The sequence below is a fragment of the Paraburkholderia fungorum genome, from assembly GCF_003610895.1.
GTDB lineage: Bacteria > Pseudomonadota > Gammaproteobacteria > Burkholderiales > Burkholderiaceae > Paraburkholderia > Paraburkholderia fungorum_B.
The window spans coordinates 287290-308837 of sequence record NZ_MCAS01000056.1 but is presented as its reverse complement, the minus strand read 5'-3'; the positions used below and the strand labels follow the sequence as shown (position 1 = coordinate 308837).

The window sequence follows — 21548 nt, the reverse complement described above, 5'->3', positions numbered from 1 at the left end:
GCTCAGTCCGGCTTCTTGTGCCAGCTGCGGCGTTTGATGGCCGGCGGCTTCGGACGGTCGATCCGCACATAAAGGCGGAAGCGTTCGTCGCGATCGGCCACGCGGCGGCCTTCCCACACCAGCTTCCAGATGAAGTCCGACATCGCGCTCGGGTCGCCGAAATCCTGGGTGTCCTGACGCAGGATCACGTCGCAATCCTGGTTGAACGAGAAATGCATGTCGCCGAAATAGGCGAAAGTCGCGATTTGCGCGTTACCGAGGCGTACCGGCGAGATGCAGGTGTAGTCGTCGGGCAGATGGCTGGCGATCTGTTCGGCGACGTCCTTATAGGTCCGGCTGTAGTTGACGACCGGCAGCCACAGCGTCATCAGCAGCACCCACATTAGCGTCGTGCCGGCGCTCGAGAGCACCACACTGCGCCACAGGACTTTAGGATGACGGGCCAGGCGCCATTGCACCAGGACGAACCAGCAGATCGTCACCGCCACCGCGCATACGAACGACAGGATCTTGAACTGCGGCGCAAACCCTGGGGCGAGACGCGCGAGGTTGCGCGCGAGCGGATAGGGGAAGCCGGTCAGCCCGGCGATGTACACCAGCCAGACGAAGCTGCCAAGGATCGTGAAGCTCAGCAGCGCGAACCAGTCGATCGCGTTGATCGCACCGCGTTTGAGCGTGGGCAGCGCGAAGGTGGCCAGTACCGCGAGCGGCGGCAGCAACAGCATGTAAAGCCGGTTCGACTGATGACTCTGCAGGACGACCAGAACGAGCAACGGCCCGATCACCGACAGCGGAATCGCGACGTGTGGCGCGCGCCGCAGACCCGACCAGCTGAACCATGCCCAGAGCGCCAGCGGCCAGGCCGGCCAGGTGAAGAGCGGCAGATTCTTGAGCGCGTAGGCCGCCACCGAGCCGGGTGGCCCGGCGAATGACGACAGGCTGACGTGCACCCACTGGCTCAGGTACCAGACGGCGTCGTCGGGAAACGCGGCGATTGCGGCGATTGGCCACGCAATCGAGAGCACAAGCGCCACCGGTAAGCCGGCCAGCAGCAGCCAGCGCGAGCGTGCTTCGCGCACGATCAGCGCCATCGCCAGGGTGCCGAGCAACAACGCGCCGACCAGCACCGGACTGCTGGAGAGCGTCACGAGGCCGAGCGCGAGACCCCAGATCAGCGCGCCCTGGATCGGCTTGTCGATCATCCGCACAAGCCCATAGACGAGCATGGCGATGCCGAAGAACTGCGCTAGCTGAGGCGTGGTTTCGTGGCCACGTTCGGCAAGGCCGAAGCAGGCGAGCAGGATCAGCAGTGCGCCGTCGGCGAGGGTGCGGCCGTAGTCGCGCGGCTCCGGTTCGCCGCCGAATGCGTATTTGAACGGCTGTACTTCGGCGCGCCGGCCGAGCAGGTAAGCGGCATACCAGACAAACGCGCAGGCCGCGCAAAACAGCAGGCCGGTAAACACGCGTGAGGCGTTGCTCGCGTCGACCCAGGGCGCGAGCGCGCGAATCGCGCTGGCGCCGAGCCAGTAACCGAGCGGGCCGTCTTCCGTCATGTACTTGCCGACCAGATTCGGCAGCAGCCAGTCGTGCGCGTTGCCGTTGGCCATCGTCCACATGACGCCGAAGCCGGCTGCATCCTCGTTCTTCCACGGATCCCGGCCGAACAGGCCAAAAAACGCGTAAACGATACAGATGGTCAGCAGCAGCCAGCGCGGTAACGCACTGGTCGCGGAAGCAGTGAGGCGAACGACAGGTCTCATGCGGTGTGTGGATATCGGATAAGCGGTGCAGCCGGGACCGGATGGAATGTCCGGCGGGAATGGCCAGTTTGGAGCATCCGGCATTGTAGTCGTGCCGTGCGATGCGCGTCACGGCCAGTAACGGCTCGCAACGTGAATGGGATACCTGTAACACGGCGCCGCGACGGGCGACGGTTCGCCGGGCGACGCTTCGCCGGGCGACGGTTCGCCGCATGGCGCTGCTTCGTATCCGGGCGCCCGGAATAGGGCGACAAAAAAGGGCAGCTTGCGCTGCCCTTTTTTGCTGCTGCTTCGTTGCGGGCCAAGGCCGGCGACGAAGCGCGTATTACTTCGCTGCTGCCTTGCCGGTAGCGCGCGTGCCGAACTTCTTGTTGAACTTCTCGACGCGGCCTGCCGTGTCCATGATCTTTTGTTGGCCGGTGTAGAACGGATGCGATTCCGACGACACTTCGATCTTGGCGAGCGGGTAGGTCTTGCCGTTGAATTCGGCGGTTTCACGCGTCTGGATGGTCGAGCGCGTCACAAACTTGAAGTCGATCGACATGTCGACGAACAGGACTTCGCGGTAATCCGGGTGAATGCCTTCTTTCATGGTCTTTCCTTTAATCTGGCGGTAGCCAACCCGCGTGCAGCCGTTATATATACGGACAGCATCTAGGCGCGAGCCACTTGCCTATGGTCGAAAAACCGCGATTATGCCAGAAAATCAGTCGCTTGACGACCTTTCTACGACCTTTTTAGCATTGTCTGCCCGCACTTTCTCCGCTGCTTCTCCCGTCCATGGTGCGGGCGCCTGCTACGCGGCGGCCCTTATACGGCGGGCCTCAGGCCGGAGCGAACGCCAATCCCACTCGCGCGGGGTCCTGGCGGTAATACCGCGCCAGCAAGCGATAAAGCTCGGGATACTCGGCCTCGAACGCTTGCGGCTGGACAAACAGGGCTTCGCTGCAAACGGCAAAAAATTCCGATGGATGGTCTGCCGCGTACGGATCGATCAGCGAATCGCGCTCGAAACGGGCCCAACGCCTATCCGGCACCGCGTCCACCCTGGCGCAGAAGTGGTCGTAGGCGTGGTCGAAAATGTCGGCCCATGCCTGTGAATCGAGCGGCGCATGCCAACGGCGCATGAGCGGTGGGTGGCCGTCCGCCTCGCCGTTCAGCATGTCGATCTTGTGCGCGAATTCGTGAATCACGACGTTATAGGCGTCCGTGCCACCGGTCATCTGCGCGTCTTCCCACGACAGCACCACCGGGCCGCCTTCCCACGCTTCGCCGCTCGCGTCCTGCTCGACCTCGTGCACCACGCCGTCTTCGTCCTCGACTGTCTTGCGGATCACGAACTCGCCAGGATAGACGATCACGCCGACCCAGCCGCGATACAGATCAAGGCTCAGGTTCAGCACCGGCAAACAGGCTTGCGCGGCGATCGCCACGGTCATGGCGTCGGTCAGCTCGAGCTCGTGGGCGGTTGAAAATTCCTTCTGCGCGATGAACAGACTGGTCAGCTCGCGCAGGCGCACGCGATCCGGCGCGTCGAGGTGAGCGAGGAACGGCAGGCCGTCGAGCGTGGCCTGCCAGAGGGCGTCCTCGATCGCATAGTCGCGCAACGCGCGGTCGCGGCGGCGTGTGCCGAGCCATTGGGTGAGTTTCGAGAGCATGGCCTGATGAAACCCCTAGTCGATCTGTTTTTGCCACGCGGCGAAAATACCGCCGCATATCGCAATGCCAATCAGAAAGTAGAAGCCGTCCAGCGAGCTCAGGAAGCTGGCCTGCTGCGCGACCGTCCGGCTGATTTCCACGATCGCAAGCGAATGCGCCTCCGACGGTGAGCGGCCGGCGGCGCTGAAGCCGTGGGTGAGTGCCGCGAGCGAATTCTGGAACACCGGATTGTACGGATTCACGAACTCCGCGAGGCGCGCCTGATGCAGCGCCTGCCGATGCTGCTCGACGATGATCACCGAGGCCGTCGCGAACGAGATCGTCAGTTGCCGTACGATGTTTTTCAGCCGGTAGCCGTGCGTGAATTCTTCGATAGCGAAGATTCTAAATGTCAGATTGGCGACCGGCAGCACGATGAACAACAGCAGCAGCCCGCGCAGCAGCATCGGCACGATCAGCGCGGCCTGGCCTACGTCCGGCGCCATGCGCGTCATCCATGCGGCTGCGAACGCCGCCACCGCGAAACCCGGCACGATGATCCACTTCTTGTGCGACAGGAGTTTGGCGTAACGCAGGTAGACGAACAGTGCGCTCGCCGAAATCAACGACGTCACGCCGACCAGCCGCCCGGCATTCTCGACGGGATAGCCGAGGCCGCTTTCGAGAAAGCGCGATGTCAGATAGCTGAATGCAGTCGAGACATAGTAATAGAACATGTACAGCACGATCCCGACCTGAAACACCTTTTCGCGTAAGGCGTGCAGACGCACCAGCGGTGCCGGATGGTGCCACTGGTGATACGCGAACCAGCCGAGCGCGGCGATGCCCGCGACCGTCAGCAGAATCAGCCCCGGTGAGGCGCTGAACAGCTGGAATCGCACTTGTTGCATGACGATTTGCAGCGCGCCTTGCGCGAACGCGAAGATCAGGTAAGGCCAGAAGTGCGCCACGCCGCGCTCCTCCGGCAAACGGTTGCCGGTATCGGGCAGCGCGAGCAGGGCGAGGATGGCAAACAGCACACCGGCAGGCGCGGTGCAGGCGAACAGCGCGCGCCAGTCGAAATGCGCGAGCAGCTGGCCGCCGATCAGCGGAGCGAGCGCGCTGCTCAACAGGATCAGCACCAGAAAGGCACGGGTTGCAGCGGGTCGCTGCTGCGGCGTAAAGCTCATCTGGATCAGGATGCGGCAGGTGCCCATCATCGGGCCGATGAAGTAGCCTTGAAAGCCGCGTGCGAACGCCAGTTCGATTGACGATTCGCACAATGTTGCGGCGACCGCCCCGACCGAATAGAGCAGCATGCAGCCGGCCACGTAGCGCCGGTAACCGAAGCGCTCGACCCACCATTGCTGCTGGAGGATGCCGAGCACGGCCGCCACTGCATAGGCGCTCGACGCCCACACCAGTTCATCCGGCGACGCGTTGATGCCGCCGGCGATATAGCTGGTGAAAAACGAAAAGATCGCGTTGTCGAAGTAGTCGAGGCCGGTGACGACAGCCAGCACCCATGGGAAAAAGTCGCCGCGCAGTTTGGCGGCGCTAAAGAGCGGTACGCGGGGCGAGGTCGAGCTCATGTGGGCTCGCGCGACTTTTTCGGGCGCTTCTCGATGGGTGTGTTCCCCGCTTTGGCGAGTGTGTTGCGGCGCTGCTCGAGCAGTGCGTCCGGATTCTCGCCGGCAATGCGCCGTTCGAGATAGTCGAGGTCGGGACTCAGTTCGGCGCGCAGTTTCTGCGCTTCCTTGAGTTCGCGGCGCATGGCTTCGATGCGGGCATCGAGCGCCTCAGCCTGGTCTGCGATGGCGTCACGAATCTGCTGCAGCGATTCAATGGAATAACGATGGCCGCCTTCGACCGGTTCGAGCTGGCGCTTGAGCATTTCGGTGATGCTGTGCAGCGAAAACCCGAGCGAGCGCAAGCGCAGTATGCGGCCGAAGCGCTTCAGGTCTTCCTCGTCATAAAGGCGATAGCGGCCTTCGCTGCGGGTCGGCACGACGAGGCCGCGTTCCTCGTAATACTTCAGCGTGCGCGACGTGACGCCGAGGCGTTCGGCGGCATCGCGCACGGTGAGCAGGGTGGGCGTGTCCTTCGACATAAGGCGAGGCGAGTGTGGCGGATGGCATGCATTGTACTGCAACGTGTACGTTCACGTATAGGTTGTCACGTCGGGGCGCGCTTTGTCAGTGAAACTTGTGGACGAAAAAAAGCCGCTCGTTTGTGGCGAGCGGCTTTTCGATGCGGTTCAGCGGGTTCAGCTGTTGCGGCGTAAGGCTTTAGCTGCCGCCGCCACGACGCATCATGTCGAAGAACTCGGAGTTGCTCTTCGTCTGGCGAATCTTGTCGAGCAGGAATTCCATCGACTCGACTTCGTCCATGTCGTGAATGAACTTGCGCAGCACCCAGATCTTTTGCAGCACTTCGGGCTTGATCAGCAGTTCTTCGCGGCGCGTGCCGGATTTGTTCAGGTTGATCGACGGGTAGACGCGCTTTTCAGCCAGGCGCCGTTCCAGGTGCACTTCCATGTTGCCGGTGCCCTTGAACTCTTCGTAGATCACGTCGTCCATGCGGCTGCCGGTTTCGATCAGCGCCGTGCCGATGATGGTGAGCGATCCGCCTTCCTCGATATTGCGCGCCGCGCCGAAGAAGCGCTTCGGGCGTTGCAGCGCGTTCGCGTCGACACCGCCCGTCAGCACCTTGCCCGAGGCCGGCACGACGGTGTTGTACGCACGCGCGAGACGCGTGATCGAGTCGAGCAGAATCACCACGTCGTTCTTCATTTCGACGAGGCGCTTGGCTTTTTCGATCACCATTTCGGCGACTTGCACGTGGCGCGCAGCCGGTTCGTCGAACGTGGAGGCGATCACTTCGCCCGCCACCGAACGCTGCATTTCGGTCACTTCTTCCGGGCGTTCGTCGATCAGCAGCACGAACAGCACGACATCCGGATGGTTCTGCTTGATGGCGTGCGCGATGTGCTGCAGCATCACGGTCTTACCGGACTTCGGCGACGCCACCAGCAAGCCGCGCTGGCCCTTGCCGATCGGCGCGATCATGTCGATGATGCGGCCCGTGACGTTTTCCTCGCCACGCATTTCACGTTCGAGCAGCAGCACCTTGTTCGGGTGCAGCGGCGTCAGGTTTTCGAACATGATCTTGTGCTTCGAGGCTTCCGGCGGCTGGCCGTTGACCTTGTCCACCTTCACAAGCGCGAAATAGCGTTCGCCGTCTTTCGGCGTACGCACTTCGCCTTCGATCGTGTCGCCCGTGTGCAGGTTGAAGCGGCGGATTTGCGACGGGCTGATGTAAATATCGTCCGTGCTGGCGAGATACGAGGTTTCCGGCGAACGCAGGAAGCCGAAACCGTCCGGCAGCACTTCGAGCGTGCCGTCGCCGAAGATCGTGTCGCCCGTTTTGGCTCGTTTTTTTAGAATGGCAAACATCAATTCCTGCTTGCGCAGGCGGTTTGCACTTTCGATCTCGAGGCCATTGGCCATCTCGATCAATTCGGACACGTGCAGAGTCTTAAGCTCGGATAAATGCATACGGAGAACCCGCAGGAGAAGGTGCGACGAAATGAAATCTGGGAGGAGAGTGAGCGGAACCGCTCAAGGACTTACACGTCTTTTCGACGTTTTGCGGATTCTAGCATAGCACACGCCAATTTCCGCCAGTGCGACGGCATGGCATCTTTCTTATCAGGCGTGTTGTCGTTGGACAACACGCCTAAGACTGCGCGCCCGATGGTCTCAAGGAACCCGGAGCGCGCCGATGTGCCGGGCGCCGATGCGCCGTTTACAGGTTGCCGTCGAGGAACGCGGTGAGTTGCGACTTCGACAGTGCGCCGACTTTCTGCGCGGCGACCGCGCCGTTCTTGAAGAGCAGCAGCGTGGGGATGCCGCGCACGCCGAACTTGGCCGGCGTCGATTGGTGTTCGTCGACGTTGATCTTGGCGATTTGCAGGCGATCGGCGTAATCCTTGGCGACTTCGTCGAGGATCGGCGCGATCATCTTGCACGGACCGCACCATTCAGCCCAGAAATCGAGCAGCACGGGTTTGTCGGATTTCACGACGTCCTGTTCGAACGATGCGTCGCTAATATGCTTGATTGATTCGCTCATTGTATGAATACCTCTATCGGTTCGAGGCCCGCCTGAATTGCTCGCCACGATACGTCAAAATCTAGGGAAACTTCCGTTCGCTTTGCCGCAACCGGAGCCTTGCCGGCACATGCCCGAGAAAGTCTGAAGACCATTCAGGGCATATGTGAAAAGCTCGCGTTTGCGGGTCATCCGTACGGCAGTTTAGCTTAATTCGCTATGCGTTGCCGGTGGTGATAGTACTCATCAAAGGCAGCGGGGCCGATGGCTGCCGGTGACGTGCCACTTCCTTTTAACAACCGCGACGTAACTTATCTGGTGGCCGGCAGCGCAAACTCAAGTACCTTGAACGCGTATTGCCGGGGTACTGCGCTATATGGTGCGATGCGCCTGATTCGGCGCGCCGTTGTCGGTTTGTTCGTATTTACAGTCGCGCGGCGAGCCAAGCGATGATAGAATGTTTCGTGACGGGCCTCCTCGCATGGAGGGATGGTCAACCTGGTCAGGTCGGGAACGAAGCAGCCACAGCCGTTTTCCACCAGTGCCGAGGGTCAGGCTCGTCACCTTCCTCTTTCTGCTTTTCCTCTGCGGTATCTCCATCGCTCGTGTTTCACCCCCGCGCTGTCACGCGTACGCTGCATTGACATTTCTCGCGCGCTTCATCTATTTTTTTCTATCAGTCCGTTAGCCTGTTTCAATGAAGCGGCAACACGCGTTCGCGCGCCGTCTCGAATCGGTTTTGCGCGCCATCGTTACTGATACAATTTCCGGATGACCTATCAAGTTCTCGCACGCAAATGGCGGCCGAAGGATTTCGCTTCGCTCGTCGGACAGGAGCACGTGGTGCGCGCGCTCACGCACGCGCTCGACGGCGGCCGTCTGCACCATGCCTATCTGTTTACCGGCACCCGCGGCGTCGGCAAAACCACGCTCTCGCGCATCTTCGCCAAGGCGCTGAATTGTGAAACCGGCGTGACCTCCACGCCGTGCGGCGTGTGCCGTGCGTGCCGGGAAATCGACGAAGGCCGTTTTGTCGATTATGTCGAGATGGACGCGGCGAGTAACCGCGGTGTGGACGAAATGGCGGCGCTGCTGGAGCGCGCGGTGTACGCGCCGGTCGATGCACGCTTCAAGGTCTACATGATCGACGAAGTTCACATGCTGACCAACCACGCGTTCAACGCGATGTTGAAGACGCTGGAGGAGCCGCCCTCGCACGTCAAGTTCATTCTTGCCACCACCGATCCGCAGAAGATTCCGGTCACGGTGCTCTCGCGCTGCCTGCAGTTCAATCTGAAGCAGATGCCGGCCGGGCATATCGTGTCGCATCTCGAACACATTCTCGGCGAAGAGAAGGTGCCGCACGAGGCTCAGGCGCTGCGTCTGCTCGCGCGCGCGGCCGACGGCTCGATGCGCGACGCGCTCTCGCTGACCGACCAGGCTATCGCCTATTCGGCCAATCAGGTGACTGAAGAAGCAGTGCGCGGCATGCTCGGCGCGCTCGATCAAAGCTATCTGATTCGCCTGCTCGACGCGCTTGCCGACGGCGACGGCGCCGCCGTGCTGGCTGTCGCGGACGAGATGGCGTTGCGCAGCCTGTCGTTTTCGACGGCGTTGCAGGATCTGGCGAGCTTGTTGCACCGGGTCGCATGGGCGCAGTTCGCGCCGTCGTCGGTGTTGGACGAATGGCCGGAAGCAGGCGATCTGCGCCGTTTCGCCGAGGCGTTGAGCGCCGAGCACGTGCAACTGTTCTATCAGATTGCGACCATCGGCCGAAGCGAACTGGGTCTCGCACCGGACGAATACGCGGGCTTTACGATGACACTGCTGCGCATGCTGGCGTTCGAACCGGCGCCTACCGGCGGCGGTGGCGGTGCGGCTTCCGCGCGTCCGGCAGGGGCAGCGGGCGCGGGTGGCGCAAGGCGCGCCGGCGCGCCGGCGGTTGCCGCGCAACAGGCGGGCGCGCCGTCGCGCGCCATTGAAGCCGCAATGCCGGTGCGCTCCGCCAATCCAGTGGCAGACGCGCAGGCCGCCGCGCCAGATTCGCCGCAACATCTGGCGTCCACGAGGGCGGCTGGCAATGCTGACGCGCCGAAATCCGCGATCGCGGAATCAGCCAGCATGGCACCCGCTGCCGACCAGGCGAACGTGACATCTGCGTCCGCGGTGGCGGCCGTTACTGCCGCGCCGGTTTTAGCGCCGTGGCAGAAAGAGACATCTGTCGAATCGAAGCCGAGCGATCCGCTGCCGCCTGCACCTGCGCAGACGAGCGCACCTCAAACCGCGCCGATGCGCGAAGCGACGCCCCCGGCGCCGGCAACCCAGACGACAGAAACGGTTGAAACACGCACAGTAGCGGCGACGCCTGCCTTGGCACCGTGGGACGATGCGCCCACTGAGCCGGCTCCTCGCGAACCATCCGCTGCGACCGCTCCTCAGGATGCGGCAGCAGCGCCTTCGCCTGCCGCTCCGGCCGCAGCCGCATTTGCTCGGTCGGAAGAAGCCGCGCCTGCGGCGGCATCGCAAGAATCGCCCGCCGTGGCCGACATCGCACCCCGTCGCGCAGGCGGCGCGAGCGACGCGCTCAATGTATTGCGCAGCGCCGGCCTGAAAGTGTCGTCGGACCGTGGTCGCGCTACTGCGGCAGCCGCGTCCAACCCTGCTGCAGCCCCGGCCACGCCGAAGCCTGCCGCGCCACGCGTTGTCGTCAATGTGCCGACGCCGGGCGCCTCGCGCCGCGCGCCGCAACATGACGCCGCGCCGGCCGCGCGTGCGCCGTCGCCGGCGGCCCAGGAACCGCGCGGCGCGTCGAGCGCGCCGTGGGACGACATGCCGCCCGATGAATATATGCCGCTCACCGCAGCGGACGAGGGCTATTACGGCCTGCCGGACGACAACTACGTGCCGGTATTCGACAGCGGACCCGACGACGTCCGCGTGAGCGCCGCGCCCGCGCCGACACCCGCGCCGGTGGTCGACAAGCGGCCGTTGCCGCCGGCCGTGCCGCTCGATCCGCTAGGTTTTCAGGGCGACTGGCCCGCGCTCGCCGTCGATCTGCCGCTCAAGGGCATTTCGTATCAACTCGCGTTCAATAGCGAGTTGATGGCGCTCGAAGGCAACACGCTCAAATTGAACGTGCCGGTACCGCAGTACGCGGAAGCCTCGCAGGTCGCCAAACTGAAAACGGCGCTTGCCGACAAGCTCGGCCAGAACGTCGAGGTACTGGTCGAGGTTGGCCCGGCGCGCCGCACGGCAGCCGCGCATGATGCCGCCATGCGGGCCCAGCGCCAGCAGGAAGCCGAGCGCGAAATCGGCGCCGATCCGTTCGTGCAGTCGCTGATCCGCGAGTTCGGCGCGAGCATCGTCCCCGGTTCGATTCGCCCGATCACACCGGACGCCGGCCCGAACGGCGCGTCGTCCGTCCACTGATTCGCCGCGCCCCCGTGGCGCACCCGATTTCCGGATTTCAAGCTATCAAGAAGGAGCATGTCCATGATGAAAGGCCAACTCGCCGGGCTGATGAAGCAAGCCCAGCAGATGCAGGAAAACATGAAGAAGATGCAGGAGCAGCTTGCATTGATCGAAGTCGAAGGGCAGTCGGGCGCCGGCCTCGTCAAGGTGACGATGACCTGCAAGAACGACGTGCGCCGCGTATCGATCGATCCGAGCCTGCTCGCCGACGACAAGGACATGCTGGAAGACCTCGTCGCCGCTGCGTTCAACGACGCCGTGCGCAAAGCCGAAGCAACCGCTCAGGAAAAGATGGGTGGGATGACTTCGGGTCTGCCGCTGCCGCCGGGCTTCAAGCTGCCGTTCTGAGCGGCGTCGCTGCAAGAATGGGCTCATGCCGCCGCTTTGGCCGCGGCGTGAGTTGAACACCAGGCAACAACCAGGCAACACCCACTTCGACACCGCCGATTCGCATGAAACAACCTTCCGCCTTGTCGGCGCTCGTCGAAGCGCTGCGCGCGCTGCCCGGGGTCGGGCCCAAGTCCGCGCAACGCATGGCGTACCACCTGATGCAGCACGACCGGGACGGCGCCGAAAAACTCGGGCGCTCGTTGCTGTTCGCGACTGAACATCTGCAGCACTGTGAGAAGTGCAACACCTTTACCGAAGCGCAGATCTGCGAGGTCTGCCTCGATGAAGAGCGTGATCCGACGTTGTTGTGCGTCGTAGAGACGCCCGCCGACCAGATCATGCTCGAACAGACCATGACCTATCGTGGCCTTTATTTCGTGCTGATGGGGCGGCTCAGTCCGCTCGACGGCATTGGCCCGAAGGAGATCCATTTCGACCGGCTGGTCAGGCGCGCGTCGGATGGCATCGTCAAGGAAGTCGTGCTCGCAACCAATTTCACCAACGAAGGCGAGGCCACCGCGCACTACCTCGGGCAGACGCTCAAGGCGCGCGGTCTTGCCGTCACGCGCCTCGCGCGCGGCGTACCGGTGGGCGGCGAACTCGAATATGTCGACGCCGGCACCATCGCCCGCGCCATGCTCGACCGGCGCTCGATGTAGCGCGAGTCACTGAACGCGCCACGGCGTGGCGCTGCAATGGCTGGGTAAGCCCGCGCGGGGTCGATTCGCAAGATTCGCAAGACCCGCGTGCCGTGCGTGTGACAAGAACAGAACACAGAGGAGACATATGAGCGTCAACCCCGATCCCAGCACTACCGCCACGCCCAAAGGCCCGCTGGCCGGCGTCAAGGTGCTCGAGCTTGGCACGCTGATCGCCGGTCCGTTCGCCGCGCGTTTTCTCGGCGAGTTCGGTGCCGACGTCATCAAGATTGAAGATCCCAAAGGCGGCGATCCGCTGCGCAAATGGCGCAAGCTCTATCCGGAAGTCGGCGGCACGTCGCTTTGGTGGGCCGTTCAGGCGCGCAACAAGAAATCCGTGACGATCAATCTGAAAGCCGAAGAGGGCAAGGAGATCGTGCGGCGTCTGGCGAAAGAGGCCGACATCGTCGTCGAGAATTTCCGGCCCGGTCTGCTGGAGAAACTGGGCCTCGGTTATGACGTCTTATCAGCGGAGAATCCCGGGCTCGTGATGGTGCGTCTGTCCGGCTATGGCCAGACCGGACCGTATCGCGACCGGCCGGGATTCGGCGCGATCGCCGAATCGATGGGCGGCTTGCGCCACATCACCGGCTATCCGGATTTGCCGCCGCCGCGCATCGGCATTTCGATCGGCGACTCGATTGCCGCGTTGCACGGTGTGATCGGCGCGTTGATGGCGCTGCATCACAAGCAGGTGAACGGCGGCAAAGGGCAGGTCGTCGACGTCGCGCTGTACGAAGCGGTCTTCAACATGATGGAAAGCGTGGTGCCGGAGTACGGCGTGTACGGCATGGTGCGCGAGCGTACCGGTGCGTCGCTGCCGGGTATCGTGCCGTCCAACACCTATCCTTGCCGCGACGGCAGCATCGTGATTGGCGGCAATAGCGATCCGATCTTCAAGCGCCTGATGATCGCGATCGAACGGGAAGACCTGGCGAACGATCCAGGACTCGCGCACAACGACGGCCGCGTGCCGCGCACCCAGGAGATCGACGGCGCGATTGCCGCTTGGCTCGCCACGCGCACCATCGACGAAGCGCTCGCGGTGTTGAACGCCGCCGACGTGCCGGTCGGCCGTATTTATAGCGTCGCGGACATGTTCACCGATCCGCAATTCATGGCACGCCAGATGATCCAGCGCTTCAAATGGCAGGACGGTCAGGAAATCACGCTGCCGGCCGTGACGCCGAAGCTCTCGGAAACGCCAGGTGAAACACGCTGGCTGGGCCCGGAACTGGGTGAACATACCGATGAAGTCCTGCAGTCGCTGGGTTATGATTCTGACGAAATTGCAAGGTTGCATGCGCAACAGATTGTGTGAATGAGCGCGGTTGGAACCAGCCAGCACAATAAAACAAAAGTTTGGAGACGACAGACAATGCAACGCAGAACCTTCCTCGCCGGCACCGCCGCGCTCGCGGGCGCCACTTTTGCTGCCACGCCGCTCGCTTTCGCACAGGGCAAACCTGAAACCGCCAAGGTGGCGATTGCCGTCGGCGGCAAGAACCTGTTCTATTACCTGCCGCTCACGATTGCCGAGCGCCGCAACTATTTCAAGGACGAAGGCCTCGAAGTCGAGATCTCGGATTTCGCCGGTGGCTCGCAAGCGCTGAAGGCGGCCGTGGGCGGCAGCGCGGACGTGGTCTCCGGCGCGTTCGAGCACACCTTGCTGCTGCAGGCGCAAAAGCAGATGTTCCGCGAATTCGTGCTGCAGGGGCGGGCGCCGCAGATCGTGCTGGCGGTGTCGAAGAAGGCGATGCCGAACTACAAGTCGATCGCCGATCTGAAGGGCAAGAAAATCGGCGTCACGGCACCGGGTTCGTCGACCTCGATCATGGCGAGTTTCGTACTCGCGAAAGCCGGGCTGACCGCGAAAGACGTCGCCTTCATCGGTGTGGGCGCCGGGGCGGGGGCGATCGCCGCGCTGCAGTCGGGCCAGATTGACGCGATCGCCAATCTCGACCCGGTGATGACCAAGCTCGAGCGCACCGGCGAGATTCGCGTCGTGTCGGACACGCGCACGTTGGCCGATACCCGCAGCGTGTTCGGCGGCGATATGCCTGCGGGCTGCCTGTACGCGTCGCAGAGTTTCATCACCAAGAATCCGAATACCACCCAGGCGCTGACCAACGCCATGGTCCGCGCGCTCAAATGGCTGCAGACGGCGACCGGCAGCGAGCTGATCAACACGGTGCCGGAAGGCTATCTGCTCGGCGACCGCGCGGTGTATCTGGACGCGTGGCAGCACGTGAAGGAAGCAATGTCGCCGGACGGACTGATGCCCACCGATGGCCCTGCCACGTCGCTGAAGACCTTGCAGGCATTCGATCCGGTCGTGCAGGGCAAGCCGATCGATTTGTCGAAAGCGTGGACCAACGACTTCGTCAAGAAAGCGCTGACGACGGTTAAGGCATAGGCACCGCAAGTGTGCAGCCGGGCGCCGCAAGCGCTGCGTCCGGCTCGGCCGCTACCGTCATGACGGCATGACAATCCACAACCGAAACCGACTTTCGAAGCGAGTCGAACGATGACCGTTGCCGCCCTGGCGCTCGACAACATCACCTGCACGTTCGCTGCGCGGGACAACCGCGCGCAGCGCTATACGGCGGTCAAGGACACAACCTTGCGCATCGCGCCGGGCGAATTCGTCTCGGTGGTCGGCCCGACGGGGTGCGGTAAATCCACTTTGCTGAACGTCGGCGCGGGTTTGCTGGAGCCGTCGTCCGGCACGGTCAGTGTGTTCGGCGAACCGCTCAAGGGCATCAATCGGCGCGCCGGCTACATGTTCCAGGCCGACGCACTGATGCCTTGGCGCTCGGCTATCGACAACGTGATGGCCGGCCTCGCCTTTCACGGCGTGCCGCCGGCCGAAGCACGCAGCAAAGCCGACGAGTGGTTGAAGCGCGTGGGCCTCGGCGGTTTCGGCGACCGCTATCCGCATCAACTGTCGGGCGGCATGCGCAAGCGCGTCGCGATGGCGCAGACGCTGATCCTCGATCCGGACATCATCCTGATGGACGAGCCATTTTCCGCGCTGGATATCCAGACGCGTCAGCTGATGGAAAACGAGTTGCTCGACCTGTGGGCGGCAAAGCGCAAAGCGGTGCTGTTCATCACGCACGATCTGGACGAGGCAATCTCGATGTCCGATCGCGTGGTGGTCCTGTCGGCGGGGCCGGGCACGCATCCGATCGGCGAGTTCGCGATCGATCTGCCGCGTCCGCGCGACGTCGCCGAGATTCGCGCGCATCCGCGCTTCGTCGAGTTGCACGCGCAGATCTGGAGCGTGCTGCGCGACGAGGTGCTCAAGGGCTACCAGCAGCAACTCACGGCCGTTTAGCCGCGACGCGCAGACAGGTCCCGTGAGCGTGTGATGTGGTGGCGTCCGTTTGTTGCGCCCGCGAGTCGCGCTCACTCGTTGTGTCGATCAATCGTCTAAGGCAAACCGAGTCATGTGGAAGACGTTGCGCCCGAACCGGGCGAATCTGGTGATCTGGCAGTGGCTGCTGCTCGTGCTGTGCTTCGTGCTCTGGTACCTGCTGACCAGCCCGACGCTGCTGCCACCGTTCTATTTCGACGACCCGAACAAGGCCGCGTTCTTCTTCGGCGAGCCGCAGAAGGTGCTGCAGCGCATCTGGGAGTGGTTCACGGGCGGTGAAATCTATCTGCACCTGTGGATTACGCTGGTCGAAACGGTGCTCGCGTTCGCGCTCGGCACCGCGTTGGGACTCGGCGTCGGCCTGTGGCTTGCGCTGTCGCCGCTCGCGAGCGCCTTATTCGACCCGTACATCAAGGCCGCCAACTCGATGCCGCGCGTGATTCTCGCGCCAATCTTCGGTGTGTGGTTTGGCCTCGGCATCTGGTCGAAGGTGGCGTTAGGCGTCACGCTGGTGTTCTTTATCGTGTTCTTCAACGTCTACCAGGGTGTGAAGGAAGTGAGCCCGGTTGTGCTCGCCAACGCCCGCATGCTGGGCGCGAACCGCAAGCAGTTGCTGCGTTTCGTCTATCTGCCGAGTGCCATGAGCTGGGTGTTTTCGAGCCTGCACACCTCGGTGGGGCTGGCGTTCGTCGGCTCGGTAGTCGGGGAATATCTCGGTTCGGCGCGCGGTGTCGGCTATCTGATTCTGCAAGCCGAGGGCACCTTTGATATCAATACGGTGTTCGCCGGGATTCTGGTGTTGACGGCGTTCGCGCTCATTCTCGATGCCCTCGTCGGGCTGGGTGAGCGGCGGCTGATGAAGTGGCAGCCGAAATCGGGCGATACCGAGAAGCTGTAGCCCTACGTCCCCGAAGGCCAGACAAAGACGGCGTGTGGTTTTAAACCGCACGCCGTTTTCTGAGCCGCGTTCTGCTTACTTCCTGCTGCTCAAGGGCGCAGGTGCGTCAGCGCATTGCGCTTAAGGCGTAATCACCACCTTCCCGATCACCCGGCGCTCTGCCATATCGCGCAACGCGCGGCCGGTGTCGTCGAGCGAATAACGCGCCGACACATAGGGTTTGAGCTTGCCTTCACGTATCCAGCCGGTCATCTGCTCGAACGCGGCGTGATTGTGCTGCGGCTCGCGTTTTGCAAAGTCACCCCAGAACACGCCGACCAGGCTTGCGCCTTTGAGCAGCGTCAGGTTGAGCGGCAACTTCGGAATCTCGCCGTTCGCAAACCCGACCACCAGATAACGCCCGCGCCAGCCGATACTGCGAAACGCCGGTTCCGCATACACACCGCCGACCGGATCGTAGATGACGTCCGGGCCTTTGCCGTCGGTCAGCGCCTTGATGCGCTCGCGCAGGTCTTCGGTGCTGTAGTTGATGGTGGCGCTCGCGCCGTGCTTCACGCAGATGGCGAGTTTTTCGTCGCTCGACGCCGCCGCGATCACGCGCGCGCCGAGCGCCTTGCCGATTTCGACCGCGGCGAGCCCGACGCCGCCCGCCGCACCCAGCACCAGCATCGTCTCACCGGCTTTCAACTGACCGCGATCGACCACCGCGTGATGCGACGTGCCGTAGGCGAGCGTGAACGCGGCGGCCAGCTCGAATTCGACCCCGTCCGCGAGCGGCACACACGCTGTGACCGGCGCCAGCGCCTGCTCCGCAAAGCCGCCCGAGCCGGTGAACGCGACCACCCGCGAGCCGGGCTTGAACTGTGTCACGTCCGCACCGACCGCGCGCACGACACCCGCGACTTCCGAGCCTGGCGTAAAAGGTAAGGGTGGCTTGAACTGGTATTTGTTCTCGATGATGAGCACATCGGGAAAATTGACGGCGGCCGCTTTGACGTCGATCACGACGTGGCCGGGCGGCGGCTCGAGATCCGGCAGGTTTTCGACGACCAGGCTCTCCGGCGGCCCGTATTGATTGCAGCGAATCGCGCGCATCGTGTCTCCATATCGATCAAGGTCCCCCGGGAAGATTTCCTCTGGGGCGTCACAGCTATTCTGAGTGTAAAACAATTCGCACGACCGTGCGTTTTTATCGATCGAAGCCCTATGTCCGTGGGGGTGATAGCCGTCGGCGCGGGGTCTGGCGCGTGCGCTTTGCATGTGACGCGCGCGCTGCCCGCCGTGTCGTTCGCGTGCCTTCTTTCCTCGGTTACAATCGCCGGATGCGAATCCTACTCAGCAATGACGACGGCTATCTGGCGCCCGGCCTTGCCGCGCTTTACGAAGCGCTCAAGCCGATCGCGGACGTCACCGTGATGGCCCCCGAGCAGAACTGCAGCGGCGCGTCCAATTCCTTGACGCTGTCGCGTCCGCTTTCGGTGTTGCGCTCGGCGAACGGTTTCTATTATGTCAACGGCACGCCAACCGACTCGGTGCACATCGCGCTGACCGGCATGCTTGACCACACACCGGACCTCGTCGTCTCGGGCATCAACAACGGCCAGAACATGGGCGAGGACACGCTCTATTCGGGCACCGTCGCCGCCGCCACCGAAGGCATCATGTTCGGCGTGCCGGCCATCGCCTTTTCGCTGGTCGATAAGGAGTGGGGGCACCTCGAAGCTGCCGCGCGCGTGGCCGCCGAGATCGTTGCGCACTACCTCCAGCAACCGTTGCCGGGGCATCCGCTCCTGAACGTCAATATTCCGAACCTGCCGTATGAGCAACTCGGTGGCTGGCATATCACGCGTCTCGGCAAGCGGCATCCGTCGCAGCCGGTGATCCGCCAGACCAACCCGCGCGGCGAACCGATCTATTGGATCGGTCCGTCGGGTAGCGCGCGCGATGCAAGCGAAGGCACTGATTTCCACGCTGTGGCGAATGGTCAGGTGTCGATCACGCCGTTGCAACTCGACCTGACCCACACGCAAATGCTGCCCGCAGCGCGCGACTGGGCGCGCGCCGGTAGCGGCGCTTCATGACCAGCGAGCGCGCAAAGCGCTTCCCGCTCGGCCTCGAGGACCTGGTGCGCGAACCGCGCAGGACCGAAGGCCGTCCGGGCGAAGTGCGCGCGGCGGCAATCGCCGCGAGCGCGGCGCTCAATGCTCGCCAGCAGCCGGTGAAGAATTCGCCGTCGGGTTCGGTGGGGAAATCCCAGGCGAAGCCGCCAGCGAGGGCGCAGGCCCAAACGCAGACGGTGTCGCAAACGAAGCCGCAAGTCAAAGGGCCCATGAAGGCGCCGGTGAGCGCGGCAGGCAATGCCTCGGCCAAGTCGCAGGCCAAACCGCACGCCAAAGCGCATGCAGCGGCCGCGCAAGGTTCGGCTGTGCGCGCCGTGCCCAAGCCGGTGCCTGCAAGCAAACCCGTTGCGAAACTCAACGACCGTGGCGCCGTGCCGAATGTCGCGTTGAACGGCGCTTTGGCACTAACTTCGGAACGGGTTCGCGAACGGATGGTCGAACGCCTGCGTGCGAACGGCGTGACCGATCAGCGCGTGTTGAACGCGATGTCGGTTGTGCCGCGCCACATGTTTGTCGACCCGGGCCTCGCGGCCCAGGCCTACGAAGATGCCGCATTGCCGATTGGCCACCACCAGACGATTTCCAAGCCCTCCGTGGTCGCGCGGATGATTGAACTGGCCGCTGCCGGGCGCGCGTTGAACAACGTGCTGGAGATCGGCACAGGGTGTGGCTATCAGGCAGCGGTACTGAGCCAGGTCGCGCGCGATGTTTATTCGATTGAACGCATCAAGCCGCTGTCCGAACGCGCGAAGACAAACTTGCGTCCGCTGCGCATTCCGAACATCCGGTTGCACTATGGCGACGGTCGCCTGGGGTTGCCGTCGGCGGCGCCGTTCGATGCGATCGTGATTGCCGCGGCAGGGCTCGACGTACCGCAAGCATTACTTGAACAACTCGCGATCGGCGGCCGTCTGGTCGCGCCGGTCGGCTCGCAGGAAGGTCAGAACCAGGTGCTGACCCTGGTCGAGCGCCTCGGACCCGCGCAGTGGCGCGAGTCGCGGCTTGATCGCGTTTTCTTTGTACCCTTAAAATCCGGAGTGATTTGACACCGATGAGTATGTTGCGCGCGATGCAAAGAACCAGACTGAATATCCCTATGACCGTAACCCAGCGTAGCGTGTGCGTGCTCGCCTTGTCCCTGTTGATGTCGGCCTGTGCGACCCGCCTCGATCAGGCGCCCGTCGTCGATCGCTCCGGCAGCGGCGCGCTCGGCACGCAAGCCGCGCAGCAGCCGGCCGTGCCGCTCGGACCGCCGCCGCCGGGCTACTATCGCGTGAAGCCGGGCGATACGCTGTACCGGATCGCGTTGGAGAACGGCCAGAACTATCGCGATATTTCGGCGTGGAATAATCTCACTAACCCGAATCAGATCGAAGTCGATCAGTTGCTGCGCGTCGTGCCGCCGGGTGCGAACACTGCGGCACTGACGCCGGGTGTATCGACGGCGCCGATCGGCGGTGGTGCGGTGCAGACCGCGCCGCTTGGCAGCACGCCGCCGTCGGCCGGTGCCGCAGCAGGTGTCGCGACGCCGCCGATCTATGGTTCGGGTGCGAACGCGTCGGCAACGCCGCCGGCCAACCCGGGTGCCGCGAGCGACTCGAGTGCCGGCGCGTCCGGCAACATTGCGTTTGCATGGCCGGTGCGGGGGCCGATGCTCGGCACGTTCAACGATTCGACCAACAAGGGTATTAATATCGGCGGCGCGGCTGGCGATCCCGTCAAGGCTTCGGCGGATGGGCGCGTGGTTTATGCCGGAAATGGGCTGCGTGGTTACGGCAATCTCATTATCATCAAGCATGATGCAACTTATCTCACGGCGTATGCACACAACCGCGCTTTGATGGTAAAAGAGGGGGATGCGGTAACCAAAGGGCAGAAGATCGCTGAGATGGGCAATAGCGATTCCGACCGCGTGATGTTGCATTTCGAAGTTCGCCGGCAGGGTAAACCTGTCGACCCACTGAAGTATTTGCCGCCGCAATAAGCGATACGACCATGCCGAAATCGAAGCGCCGCCTGCCGCAAGCCGAGTCTGAGACGATTAGCCGCGTCACGTCCGCTTCGGTGGAGGACGGCGGCGTTTCGGAGGCGGAAGAAGAGATCGTCGAGGAGCGTGATCTCGATGAACACCAAGGCGGCGCCGAAGAGGCCGGCGAGGCCCGCGAAGGCGTGCGCGACGCCGCGCCCGACGTCGACGATTTTCGCGCGCTGCTGCAAGCCGAATTGACGGCCGACACGATTCAGCATTACCTGAATCGCATCAGCGTCAAGCCGCTTCTGACCGTCGAGGAAGAGCAGAAGTATTCGCGTCTGGCGAAGGCGGGCGAGTTCGATGCGCGCCAGGTCATGATCGAGCGTAATTTGCGGCTCGTCGTCAGCATCGCGAAGGGTTACCTGAACCGCGGCGTGCCGCTGCTCGATCTGATCGAGGAGGGCAACCTCGGCCTGATGCACGCCATCGAAAAATTCGATCCCACGCGTGGCTTCCGTTTCTCGACCTATGCCACCTGGTGGATTCGCCAGAGCATCGAGCGTGCGATCATGAATCAGGCGCGCACGGTGCGCCTGCCGGTGCACGTGATCCGCGAGCTCAACCAGGTGCTGCGCGCGAAGCGCCATCTGGAAAAGAATTCAATGAATTCCGGCGAAGCGGCCGAGCGCCGCGACGCCAGCATCGACGACATTGCCTATCTGACCGGCAAGACCACCGACGAAGTCACCGACATTCTTGCGCTGAACGAGCACACCGCGTCGCTCGATGCGCCGCTCGATCTCGACCCGGCGAGCAGCCTGCTCGATCTGCTGTCCGACGACCAAAGCCAGTCGCCGGACGCCGAAGTGCAGCATCGCGAACTGGAAACGCTTACACGAGCATGGCTCGCGCGCCTGTCAGACAAGCATCGCCATGTGATCGAGCGCCGCTTCGGGCTGAACCACATCGAGCCCGCCACGCTCGAAGAGCTGGCCGACGAAATGGGCCTCACGCGCGAGCGTGTACGCCAGATCCAACAGGAAGCGCTGGTGCGGTTAAAGCGCTTCTTTGCCTCCAACGGTGTTCGGAAGGACGCCGTTCTCTAAGCT

The 21548-nt window shown here is 63.2% G+C and carries 19 protein-coding genes and 1 other RNA gene; 12 read left to right on the top strand and 8 right to left on the bottom strand.

Annotated elements, in window-relative coordinates:
* Nucleotides 1-2 precede the first annotated feature (2 nt).
* The 7 genes from BCY88_RS35265 to trxA all read right to left on the bottom strand — a co-directional run bounded on the left by BCY88_RS35265 (nucleotide 3) and on the right by trxA (nucleotide 7532).
* The gene (locus BCY88_RS35265) at nucleotides 3-1760 is read right to left on the bottom strand and encodes an ArnT family glycosyltransferase (RefSeq protein WP_120348699.1); all 1758 of its coding nucleotides are present in this window, start codon (nucleotides 1758-1760) and stop codon (nucleotides 3-5) included.
* Nucleotides 1761-2085: 325 nt separating this feature from the next.
* Nucleotides 2086-2352, bottom strand: coding sequence for a type B 50S ribosomal protein L31 (locus BCY88_RS35260; protein ID WP_028196650.1), 267 nt, complete (start codon nucleotides 2350-2352; stop codon nucleotides 2086-2088).
* Between the two features lie 232 nt (nucleotides 2353-2584).
* Entirely contained in the window at nucleotides 2585-3418 is an 834-nt protein-coding gene (locus tag BCY88_RS35255; protein WP_120348698.1) for a M90 family metallopeptidase, read from the bottom strand.
* Between the two features lie 15 nt (nucleotides 3419-3433).
* On the bottom strand, nucleotides 3434-4990 hold the full coding sequence (locus tag BCY88_RS35250) for an MFS transporter (RefSeq protein ID WP_120348697.1): 1557 nt from the start codon (nucleotides 4988-4990) through the stop codon (nucleotides 3434-3436).
* Entirely contained in the window at nucleotides 4987-5508 is a 522-nt protein-coding gene (locus BCY88_RS35245; protein WP_120348696.1) for a MerR family transcriptional regulator, read from the bottom strand. The genes BCY88_RS35250 and BCY88_RS35245 overlap by 4 nt, the downstream gene beginning before the upstream one ends.
* 178 nt (nucleotides 5509-5686) lie before the next feature.
* On the bottom strand, nucleotides 5687-6955 hold the full coding sequence (gene rho / locus BCY88_RS35240; protein ID WP_006048863.1) for a transcription termination factor Rho: 1269 nt from the start codon (nucleotides 6953-6955) through the stop codon (nucleotides 5687-5689).
* Between the two features lie 250 nt (nucleotides 6956-7205).
* Nucleotides 7206-7532 carry a thioredoxin TrxA gene (gene trxA, locus BCY88_RS35235; protein WP_028196646.1) on the bottom strand — a complete coding sequence of 109 codons (327 nt, stop codon included), beginning with the start codon at nucleotides 7530-7532 and terminating at the stop codon, nucleotides 7206-7208.
* 445 nt (nucleotides 7533-7977) lie between these two features.
* Here trxA and ffs point away from each other — a divergent pair.
* From ffs to BCY88_RS35195, 8 genes are all read left to right on the top strand, one after another.
* Nucleotides 7978-8076: signal recognition particle sRNA small type (ffs, locus tag BCY88_RS35230), an RNA gene on the top strand.
* Between the two features lie 206 nt (nucleotides 8077-8282).
* Nucleotides 8283-10940, top strand: coding sequence for a DNA polymerase III subunit gamma/tau (locus BCY88_RS35225; protein ID WP_120348695.1), 2658 nt, complete (start codon nucleotides 8283-8285; stop codon nucleotides 10938-10940).
* Nucleotides 10941-11003: 63 nt separating this feature from the next.
* Entirely contained in the window at nucleotides 11004-11330 is a 327-nt protein-coding gene (locus tag BCY88_RS35220; RefSeq protein ID WP_007182071.1) for a YbaB/EbfC family nucleoid-associated protein, read from the top strand.
* 104 nt (nucleotides 11331-11434) lie between these two features.
* Nucleotides 11435-12031, top strand: a complete 597-nt coding sequence (recR, locus tag BCY88_RS35215) for a recombination mediator RecR (protein WP_120348694.1) — start codon at nucleotides 11435-11437, stop codon at nucleotides 12029-12031.
* A 127-nt stretch (nucleotides 12032-12158) separates the two neighbouring features.
* Nucleotides 12159-13391 carry a CaiB/BaiF CoA transferase family protein gene (locus tag BCY88_RS35210; RefSeq protein WP_120348693.1) on the top strand — a complete coding sequence of 411 codons (1233 nt, stop codon included), beginning with the start codon at nucleotides 12159-12161 and terminating at the stop codon, nucleotides 13389-13391.
* A gap of 57 nt (nucleotides 13392-13448) precedes the next feature.
* On the top strand, nucleotides 13449-14486 hold the full coding sequence (locus BCY88_RS35205; protein ID WP_120348692.1) for an ABC transporter substrate-binding protein: 1038 nt from the start codon (nucleotides 13449-13451) through the stop codon (nucleotides 14484-14486).
* Nucleotides 14487-14597: 111 nt separating this feature from the next.
* On the top strand, nucleotides 14598-15410 hold the full coding sequence (locus tag BCY88_RS35200) for an ABC transporter ATP-binding protein (protein ID WP_028196641.1): 813 nt from the start codon (nucleotides 14598-14600) through the stop codon (nucleotides 15408-15410).
* A gap of 112 nt (nucleotides 15411-15522) precedes the next feature.
* On the top strand, nucleotides 15523-16347 hold the full coding sequence (locus tag BCY88_RS35195) for an ABC transporter permease (RefSeq protein WP_120348691.1): 825 nt from the start codon (nucleotides 15523-15525) through the stop codon (nucleotides 16345-16347).
* A 120-nt stretch (nucleotides 16348-16467) separates the two neighbouring features.
* On the opposite strand, the gene BCY88_RS35190 is transcribed toward BCY88_RS35195, so the two are convergent.
* Nucleotides 16468-17442, bottom strand: a complete 975-nt coding sequence (locus BCY88_RS35190) for an NADPH:quinone oxidoreductase family protein (RefSeq protein WP_120348690.1) — start codon at nucleotides 17440-17442, stop codon at nucleotides 16468-16470.
* 227 nt (nucleotides 17443-17669) lie between these two features.
* On the opposite strand from BCY88_RS35190, the gene surE reads away from it, so the two are divergent.
* The 4 genes from surE to rpoS are packed head-to-tail and all read left to right on the top strand — an operon-like array spanning nucleotide 17670 to nucleotide 21545.
* Complete coding sequence (gene surE, locus BCY88_RS35185; RefSeq protein WP_120348689.1) at nucleotides 17670-18428, top strand: 5'/3'-nucleotidase SurE; 759 nt, start codon at nucleotides 17670-17672, stop codon at nucleotides 18426-18428.
* Nucleotides 18425-19513, top strand: a complete 1089-nt coding sequence (locus tag BCY88_RS35180) for a protein-L-isoaspartate(D-aspartate) O-methyltransferase (RefSeq protein WP_120348688.1) — start codon at nucleotides 18425-18427, stop codon at nucleotides 19511-19513. Before surE ends, BCY88_RS35180 begins: the two co-directional genes overlap by 4 nt.
* Before the next feature lie 5 nt (nucleotides 19514-19518).
* The gene (locus BCY88_RS35175) at nucleotides 19519-20451 is read left to right on the top strand and encodes a peptidoglycan DD-metalloendopeptidase family protein (RefSeq protein WP_120348687.1); all 933 of its coding nucleotides are present in this window, start codon (nucleotides 19519-19521) and stop codon (nucleotides 20449-20451) included.
* Nucleotides 20452-20462: 11 nt separating this feature from the next.
* Nucleotides 20463-21545 (top strand): RNA polymerase sigma factor RpoS, encoded by a 1083-nt coding sequence (gene rpoS, locus BCY88_RS35170; protein WP_120348686.1) that lies wholly within the window; start codon nucleotides 20463-20465, stop codon nucleotides 21543-21545.
* The last annotated feature ends 3 nt before the right edge of the window (nucleotides 21546-21548 follow it).

What these genes read in the sequence shown, in the direction of transcription:
- BCY88_RS35245 (WP_120348696.1), bottom strand. Translation starts at nt 5,508, where the DNA reads ATGTCGAAGGACACGCCCACCCTGCTCACCGTGCGCGATGCCGCCGAA.
- BCY88_RS35200 (WP_028196641.1), top strand. Translation starts at nt 14,598, where the DNA reads ATGACCGTTGCCGCCCTGGCGCTCGACAACATCACCTGCACGTTCGCT.
- BCY88_RS35180 (WP_120348688.1), top strand. Translation starts at nt 18,425, where the DNA reads ATGACCAGCGAGCGCGCAAAGCGCTTCCCGCTCGGCCTCGAGGACCTG.
- BCY88_RS35175 (WP_120348687.1), top strand. Translation starts at nt 19,519, where the DNA reads ATGAGTATGTTGCGCGCGATGCAAAGAACCAGACTGAATATCCCTATG.
- rho (WP_006048863.1), bottom strand. Translation starts at nt 6,955, where the DNA reads ATGCATTTATCCGAGCTTAAGACTCTGCACGTGTCCGAATTGATCGAG.
- BCY88_RS35190 (WP_120348690.1), bottom strand. Translation starts at nt 17,442, where the DNA reads ATGCGCGCGATTCGCTGCAATCAATACGGGCCGCCGGAGAGCCTGGTC.
- rpoS (WP_120348686.1), top strand. Translation starts at nt 20,463, where the DNA reads ATGCCGAAATCGAAGCGCCGCCTGCCGCAAGCCGAGTCTGAGACGATT.
- BCY88_RS35195 (WP_120348691.1), top strand. Translation starts at nt 15,523, where the DNA reads ATGTGGAAGACGTTGCGCCCGAACCGGGCGAATCTGGTGATCTGGCAG.
- BCY88_RS35220 (WP_007182071.1), top strand. Translation starts at nt 11,004, where the DNA reads ATGATGAAAGGCCAACTCGCCGGGCTGATGAAGCAAGCCCAGCAGATG.
- BCY88_RS35225 (WP_120348695.1), top strand. Translation starts at nt 8,283, where the DNA reads ATGACCTATCAAGTTCTCGCACGCAAATGGCGGCCGAAGGATTTCGCT.
- recR (WP_120348694.1), top strand. Translation starts at nt 11,435, where the DNA reads ATGAAACAACCTTCCGCCTTGTCGGCGCTCGTCGAAGCGCTGCGCGCG.
- BCY88_RS35205 (WP_120348692.1), top strand. Translation starts at nt 13,449, where the DNA reads ATGCAACGCAGAACCTTCCTCGCCGGCACCGCCGCGCTCGCGGGCGCC.
- BCY88_RS35210 (WP_120348693.1), top strand. Translation starts at nt 12,159, where the DNA reads ATGAGCGTCAACCCCGATCCCAGCACTACCGCCACGCCCAAAGGCCCG.
- BCY88_RS35260 (WP_028196650.1), bottom strand. Translation starts at nt 2,352, where the DNA reads ATGAAAGAAGGCATTCACCCGGATTACCGCGAAGTCCTGTTCGTCGAC.
- BCY88_RS35250 (WP_120348697.1), bottom strand. Translation starts at nt 4,990, where the DNA reads ATGAGCTCGACCTCGCCCCGCGTACCGCTCTTTAGCGCCGCCAAACTG.
- BCY88_RS35265 (WP_120348699.1), bottom strand. Translation starts at nt 1,760, where the DNA reads ATGAGACCTGTCGTTCGCCTCACTGCTTCCGCGACCAGTGCGTTACCG.
- trxA (WP_028196646.1), bottom strand. Translation starts at nt 7,532, where the DNA reads ATGAGCGAATCAATCAAGCATATTAGCGACGCATCGTTCGAACAGGAC.
- BCY88_RS35255 (WP_120348698.1), bottom strand. Translation starts at nt 3,418, where the DNA reads ATGCTCTCGAAACTCACCCAATGGCTCGGCACACGCCGCCGCGACCGC.
- surE (WP_120348689.1), top strand. Translation starts at nt 17,670, where the DNA reads ATGCGAATCCTACTCAGCAATGACGACGGCTATCTGGCGCCCGGCCTT.